Origin of the sequence: Falsiroseomonas sp., from assembly GCF_051860665.1 — a bacterium.
In the GTDB taxonomy this organism is placed as follows: Bacteria; Pseudomonadota; Alphaproteobacteria; order Acetobacterales; family Acetobacteraceae; genus Falsiroseomonas.
Window position 1 is genome coordinate 194,340 of sequence record NZ_JBHYDM010000008.1, and the last position, 6,241, is coordinate 200,580.

The window sequence follows — 6,241 nt, forward strand, 5'->3', positions numbered from 1 at the left end:
CCTAACCCGCCAGCGTCGCCGCCAGGTTCACCGCCGCCGCCAGGATGACGGCGTTGAACAGGAAGGCCAGCAGCCCGTGCAGCAGCACCAGCCGCCGGATCGCAGCCGTTTCCGTTGTGGCATCGGAGACCTGGAAGGTCATGCCGACCGTGAAGGCGAAGTAGAGAAATTCCGGAAAATCCGGCTGGGCATTGCCGGGAAAGGCGATGCCCTTGCCGTGCCGCCAATGCGCATGCGCGTAGTGGACGGCGAAAAGCACCTGCAGGAACAGCCAGGACAGCGCGATGGTGCCGAGGCCCAGCAGCAGCAGGCCCGTCGGCGCCGGCCGCGGCGCCTCCACCAGCGCCCAGGCCACGGCGGCGAGCGAGGCCAGTGCCGCGCTCAGCGTCGCGCCCAGCATGGTCCAGCGATTGCCATCCAGCGCCGCCGCCTGCTGCCGCAGCCCCTGCGCCGTATGGGCGCGCCGGCGCGTCAGCACCAGCGCGATCCAGGCGGCGGCGGCGGCGCACCAGCCGAGCAGCAGCGCGGAGGGCAGTCGCGCTGCGCCGGTGGCGTGCGCCGCCGTCGCGACCGCCAGGCCCAGCGCCAGCGCCCCGCCCAGCAGGTCCCGGCGCATGCGCCCTCAGCCCGCCAGCGCCTGCGCGAAGACCGCAGGGTCCACGTTGCCGCCGCTGACCACGACGCCCAAGGTGCGGCCCCGGGTCTCGACCTTGCCCGCCAGCACGGCAGCCAGCGCCACCGCGCCGCCCGGTTCGGCGACGATCTTCAGATGCTCGAAGGCGAAGCGCATGGCGGCGAAGACCTCGGTGGGCGTCACCACCACGGCGCCCGCCAGCCGCGGCTGGTTCACCGCGAAGGTCAGCGCGCCCGGGCGCATCGACAGCAGCGCATCGCAGAGCGTCGCACCCTCCCCGTCATTGGCGATGCGGGTGCCGGCCTCCAGCGACAGGCGGGTGTCATCCCAGCCCTCCGGCTCCACCGCCCAGATCCGCGTGGCGGGGGAGGCACCCTCCGCCGCCAGGGCGCAGCCCGCGACCAGCCCGCCGCCGCCGGTGCAGACGGCGAGCGCATCCAGCGTGAGCCCCGCGCTTGCGGCATCCGCGAACAGCTCCAGCGCCAGGCTGCCCTGGCCGGCGATGACGTCGGGGTGGTCGAAGGGCGGCAGCACCGTGCCGCCGCGCTCCTCGGCCAGCCGGGCGGCCAGCGCCTCCCGGTCCGTGGTCTTGCGGTCGAAGAAGGTGATCTCGGCGCCCCAGCGGCGGGTGCTCTCCACCTTGATGGCCGGCGCATCCATCGGCATGGCGATCAGCGCCGGCATGCCCAGCATCGCCGCGGCGCAGGCCACGGCCTGGCCATGATTGCCGGAGGAGTGGGTCACCACGCCCCCGGCGCGCGCGGCCTCCGGCATCTGCAGCGCCGCATTGGTGGCGCCGCGCAGCTTGAAGCTGCCGGTGCGCTGCAGCGGCTCCGGCTTCACCAGGATGGTGCCGCCGGTGAGCTGGTCCAGCAGCGCATGGCGCAGCATCGGCGTGCGGATGATGTGCGGCGCGATGCGCGCGGCGGCGGCGCGGACATCGGCATGGGTCGGAAGCGCGGTCATGCGGTCACCTTGGCGAAGCGATTGGGGTCCACCAGGGCCAGCACGGGCAGCAGATCCTCCGCCACCGCGCCGGCCACCAGCCCGGCCACCAGGCGGCCGGCCGCCGGCGCCGTCTGGATGCCGTAGCCGCCCTGGCCGATCATCCAGAGGAAGCCGGGCGCCTGGTGGTCGAAGCCGATCGCCAGGCTGCGGTCGGGCGTAAAGCTGCGCAGCCCGGCCCAGCGGTGCTCGACGCGGTGCACGGGGATATCCAGCGCCTGCTGCATGCGGTCGATGGCGATGGCGATGTCCATCTCCTCCGGCTGCACGTCATGCGGCGGCATGTCCGTCTCATCGGCCGGGGAGACCATCAGCTTGCGCCGCGCCTCCGGCCGCACGTACCAGGAATGCGCCGCATCGCCGATCAGCGGCCAGCCACTGCAATCATGCCGGCCCGGGTCGATGATGAGCGCCGTGCGCCGCTTCGGCTGCAGGCCGAGCGGCGTGACGCCGGCCAGGCCCGCCACCTCATCGCCCCAGGCGCCGGCGGCATTCACCAGCACGGGTGCGCGGAAGACGGCGCCGCTGCTGGCCTCGGCATGCCATTGCCCGCGGTCATGCCAGATGCGCCCGGCGCGGGAGCGCAGCGCCAGAACGCCGCCGGCCGCCCGCGCCGTCTTCAGGAAGCCGGCATGCAGGGCGGCCACGTCGATATCGAAGGCATCCCGCTCGATGGCGGCAGAGACCGCATAGCCCGCCCGCAGCGGTGGTCCCATGGCGGCGACGGCCTCGGGCGCGATCTCCTCCAGCCCATCCCCGGCCGCGAGCATCGCGCGCATCGCCTCGGCCTGTTCGGCCGGCGCCAGGGTGACCACCGGGCGCGGCGCGAGCAGCGGCGCGGGGGCGAAGCCGGCCGGGGGCGAAGCGAAGAAGGCGCGGGAGGCGGCCGAGAGGCGGCGGACATCCGGTGGTCCGTAGTTCTGGATCCAGATGGCGGCGGAGCGCCCGGTGCTGTGATAGCCGGCCGTCTCCTCGGCCTCCATCAGCGCCACCCGGGCGGTGGCGGCGCAATGCGCGGCGGCGGTGGCGCCCGCCATGCCGGCGCCGATGACGAGTAGGTCGAAATCCTGGGTGTCCATGCCCGCATGGTCCGCGGCGCCGCCGGGCCGGTCAATCCTGCGCCAGGGGGCCGGCCGGGGCTCTCCGGGCAATCCTATCGTCAAAGCAACGTCATGGAAGGTTGCAAGCTTCGTCGGGGCCTGACTAACCTGCCATCGGGAAAAAGGCGGACCGGAGAACCGGCCGTGAGGGAGGAGGTTCGGATGGCATTCGACGGGATGAGCCGGCGCGATGTGCTGCGCGCCAGTGCCTTGGCCACCGTGGCGGGAAGCACGCTTGCCGCCCCCGCGGTGCATGCCCAGGCGACCACCACGCTGCGCTGCGGCTTCTGGGACCACTGGGTTCCGGCCGGCAACGGCATCATGCGCGAGCTCTGCGCCGAATGGGGGCGCAACAACCGGGTCGATGTGCAGGTGGATTTCATCACCTCCGTCGGCAACCAGAACCTGCTAACCATCGCCGCCCAGGCCCAGGCCCGCAGCGGCCACGACATCCTCTCCTTCCCGACCTGGGAGCCCTCGGCCCATGCCAGGCTGCTGGAGCCGGTGGATGACGTGATCGGCCGGCTGGTCGCGAAATATGGCCCGATCAATCCGGCGGCCGAGTTCCTGGCCAAGCGGGAAGGGGCCTGGCGCGCCATTCCGGCTGTCTCCGGCACGCAGCAGAAGCCCTGCCTGGCGCGCTTCGACCTGCTGCAGGAACATGCCGGCCTCGATGTCCGCGCCATGTATCCGGCGGAGGACCGCACCGGCCCGGGTGTCGATCAGTGGAACTGGGATACCTTCCTGACGGCGGCCGAGAAGTGCCACGGCGCCGGCTTCTCCTTCGGCCTGCCGATGGGCAGCTTCACGGATGCGGTGGACTGGGTGGGCGCGCTGTTCCGCAGCTACAACGCCAAGTTCATCGACGAGAGCGGCACCGTGACGGTCCGCCGCGACCCCGGCGTGCGCGCCGGCCTGGAATACCTGGTGAAGCTGGCGCGCTTCCTGCCGAACGACGTCTGGGCCTGGGACGATGCCAGCAACAACCGCGCGCTGATCTCCGGCCGCTCCGCCCTCATCTTCAACCCGCCCTCCACCTGGGCGGTGGCCAAGCGCGACGCGCCGGCGGTGGCGGAGAAGTGCTGGACCTTCCCGATGCCGGCCGGCCCGGCCGGGCGCTTCACGCCCTACCTGCCGTATTTCTGGGGCATCTGGTCCTTCAGCCGGAACAAGGGGCCGGCCAAGCAGCTGCTGGAATTCCTCTCCGACCGCACCTCCGCCGAGCGGCAGACGACGACCAGCAGCGGCTACGACATCCCGCCCTTCGGCACCATGGCGAATTTCGACATCTGGCGCACCGAAGGCCCGCCCGTCGGCGTCGTCTACAACTACCCGCTGAAGCCGCACCACAATGCGACGCAATCCGTCGCCTTCGCCCCGGCGCCGGCGGAAATCGCCGTGCAGGCCTATAACCAGGCGATCAATACCAAGCTGGTCGCCCGCGTATCCCAGGGCGGCGAGACGATCGACCAGGCGCTGACCTGGGCCGAGCGCGAGCTGCGCAATTTCGCCCGCGGCTGAACCGCCTGACCGGGGCGGGGCGCAACACGGCGTCCCGCCCCTTTTTGCAGCCGCATCTGGGGAGAAGCGCGCATGGCGGCGGATGGCAGCATGCTGGCGGGGCGAAGCGAGGGGGTGACCTCCCTCCAGAGGTTCACGCGACGGCGATCGACCATCGCCTTCCTGATGACCCTGCCGCTGATCATCGTGATCGGCGGGCTGGTCGCCTATCCGGCCCTCTATGCCATGTATCTCTCGACGCTGAACCGCACCATGGTGCGGAACATCGGCCTCGAGAACTTCGCCATTCTGCTGGATACGGACACCTTCTACATGGTGATCCTGCAATCCTGCATCTTCGCCGTCAGCGCCGTGCTGCTGAAGGCGCTGATCGGCTTCTGGCTGGCCCATATGCTGCACGACATCCCCGCCAAGGGGCAGCGCAAGTGGCGCGGCATGCTGCTGATCCCCTGGGTGATCCCGCCGGCGCTGTCCACGCTCGGCTGGTGGTGGATGTTCGACCCCAGCTATTCCTCGATCAACTACCTGCTGAACGTCTTCGCGGTGCCCTCCGTGCCCTGGCTGGGCGAGCCCTGGTGGGCGCGCGTCTCCGTCATCATCGTGAATGTCTGGTACGGCGCGCCCTTCTTCATGATCATGTACCTGGCCGCGCTGAAATCCGTGCCGGAGCAGCTGTATGAGGCCGCGGCCATCGACGGCGCCACCGGCTTCCAGCGGCTGCGCTACGTGACCCTGCCGATGATGCGCAACATCATCAGCATCACCGTGCTGTTCAGCCTGATCGTCACCTTTGCCAACTACGACATTGTTCGAGTCCTGACGAATGGGGGGCCGCGCGACCTGACGCATGTCTTCGCCACCTACGCCTTCCAGGTGGGCATCCTGTCCGGCAACGTGCCGCGCGGCGCCGCCGTCTCCCTCTTCATGTTCCCGCTGCTGGCGATCTTCGCCTTTTTCGTGCTGCGCGGCGTAACCCGCCGGAACAAGGAGGAAGCGTGAGATGAGCGCGAGCGGTGCCACCCGTGACCTGCCCGGCCTCTACCACAAGGCGGGCAGCCTTTCCTCCGAACGCCGCTGGGCGCTGTGGACGGCCTATATCTCGCTGATCTTCGCCGCCATCATCTTCCTGGCGCCGCCGGTCTACATGTTCATCACCAGCCTGAAGACCAGCGCGGAAGTCGCCAACCTCTCCGGCAACCCCTGGCTGGTGCGCAACCCGACGCTGGAGAACTACACCGCCATCCTCGGCAACCCGACCTTCCTGACCTTCTTCTGGAACAGCGCGAAGATCACCTTCTGCGTCGTGCTGCTGACCATGGTGATCTCGACCCTCGCCGCCTTCGCCCTGGCACGCATGCGCTTCTGGGGCAGCCAGGCGCTCGCCACCGGCGTCTTCCTGACCTACCTGATCCCGGAAACGCTGCTCTTCATCCCGCTCTACCAGATCGTCGGCGGGCTCGGGCTGCTGAACTCCTCCTGGGGCCTCGTCGTTGTCTACCCGACACTCACCGTGCCCTTCTGCACCTGGATCATGATCGGCTACTTCGCCTCCATCCCCAAGGAACTCGACGAAGCCGCCCTGATCGACGGCGCCAGCTGGTCGCAGATGCTGCTGAAGATCTTCATCCCCGTGGCCCTGCCCGGCATCATCGCCGCCACCATCTTCGCCTTCACCGTCTCCTGGGCCGCCTTCGTCTACCCGACCGCCTTTGTCACCACGCCGGACCAGATGCCGCTGACCATCGGCGTCGTCTCCCAGCTCGTGCGCGCCGATACCTTCGCCTGGGGCCAGATCATGGCCGGCGCCCTCCTCGCCGCCCTCCCACCCGTCATCGTCTACGCCTTCCTCATGGACTACTACATCGCCGGCCTCACCGCCGGCGCGACGAAGGGCTAGCGGGGTGAGGATGGGCGCTGGTGGCGCTGCGTGGTTCGCAGGGGGCGCCGCCCCCTGCACCCCCCCCCAAAGGACAAAGGGCCC

At 70.0% G+C, this 6,241-nt stretch carries 6 protein-coding genes; 3 read left to right on the forward strand and 3 right to left on the reverse strand.

Features of this window, described 5'->3' with window-relative positions:
- Position 1 precedes the first annotated feature (1 nt).
- Genes ACTIF1_RS11390 through ACTIF1_RS11400 form a run of 3 tightly spaced genes read right to left on the reverse strand, consistent with a single transcriptional unit; the run spans position 2 to position 2,718 of the window.
- A complete protein-coding gene (locus ACTIF1_RS11390; protein ID WP_439596535.1) occupies positions 2 to 616 on the reverse strand; it encodes a DUF1345 domain-containing protein in 615 nt (204 codons plus the stop codon).
- A 6-nt stretch (positions 617 to 622) separates the two neighbouring features.
- A complete protein-coding gene (locus ACTIF1_RS11395) occupies positions 623 to 1,600 on the reverse strand; it encodes a threonine ammonia-lyase (protein ID WP_439596536.1) in 978 nt (325 codons plus the stop codon).
- Complete coding sequence (locus tag ACTIF1_RS11400) at positions 1,597 to 2,718, reverse strand: NAD(P)/FAD-dependent oxidoreductase (protein WP_439596537.1); 1,122 nt, start codon at positions 2,716 to 2,718, stop codon at positions 1,597 to 1,599. The genes ACTIF1_RS11395 and ACTIF1_RS11400 overlap by 4 nt, the downstream gene beginning before the upstream one ends.
- Before the next feature lie 183 nt (positions 2,719 to 2,901).
- Between ACTIF1_RS11400 and ACTIF1_RS11405 the strand changes: the two genes are divergently transcribed.
- The 3 genes from ACTIF1_RS11405 to ACTIF1_RS11415 all read left to right on the forward strand — a co-directional run bounded on the left by ACTIF1_RS11405 (position 2,902) and on the right by ACTIF1_RS11415 (position 6,157).
- Positions 2,902 to 4,260, forward strand: a complete 1,359-nt coding sequence (locus tag ACTIF1_RS11405; RefSeq protein WP_439596538.1) for an ABC transporter substrate-binding protein — start codon at positions 2,902 to 2,904, stop codon at positions 4,258 to 4,260.
- Positions 4,261 to 4,332: 72 nt separating this feature from the next.
- Positions 4,333 to 5,259, forward strand: coding sequence for a carbohydrate ABC transporter permease (locus ACTIF1_RS11410; RefSeq protein ID WP_439596539.1), 927 nt, complete (start codon positions 4,333 to 4,335; stop codon positions 5,257 to 5,259).
- 1 nt (position 5,260) lies between these two features.
- Positions 5,261 to 6,157: a carbohydrate ABC transporter permease gene (locus ACTIF1_RS11415; RefSeq protein WP_439596540.1), complete on the forward strand. Its 897-nt coding sequence runs from the start codon at positions 5,261 to 5,263 to the stop codon at positions 6,155 to 6,157.
- Positions 6,158 to 6,241: the final 84 nt, after the last annotated feature.

Coding starts and splice junctions, on each gene's coding strand:
- ACTIF1_RS11400 (WP_439596537.1), bottom strand. CDS start 2,718: ATGGACACCCAGGATTTCGACCTACTCGTCATCGGCGCCGGCATGGCG.
- ACTIF1_RS11390 (WP_439596535.1), bottom strand. CDS start 616: ATGCGCCGGGACCTGCTGGGCGGGGCGCTGGCGCTGGGCCTGGCGGTC.
- ACTIF1_RS11395 (WP_439596536.1), bottom strand. CDS start 1,600: ATGACCGCGCTTCCGACCCATGCCGATGTCCGCGCCGCCGCCGCGCGC.
- ACTIF1_RS11415 (WP_439596540.1), top strand. CDS start 5,261: ATGAGCGCGAGCGGTGCCACCCGTGACCTGCCCGGCCTCTACCACAAG.
- ACTIF1_RS11405 (WP_439596538.1), top strand. CDS start 2,902: ATGGCATTCGACGGGATGAGCCGGCGCGATGTGCTGCGCGCCAGTGCC.
- ACTIF1_RS11410 (WP_439596539.1), top strand. CDS start 4,333: ATGGCGGCGGATGGCAGCATGCTGGCGGGGCGAAGCGAGGGGGTGACC.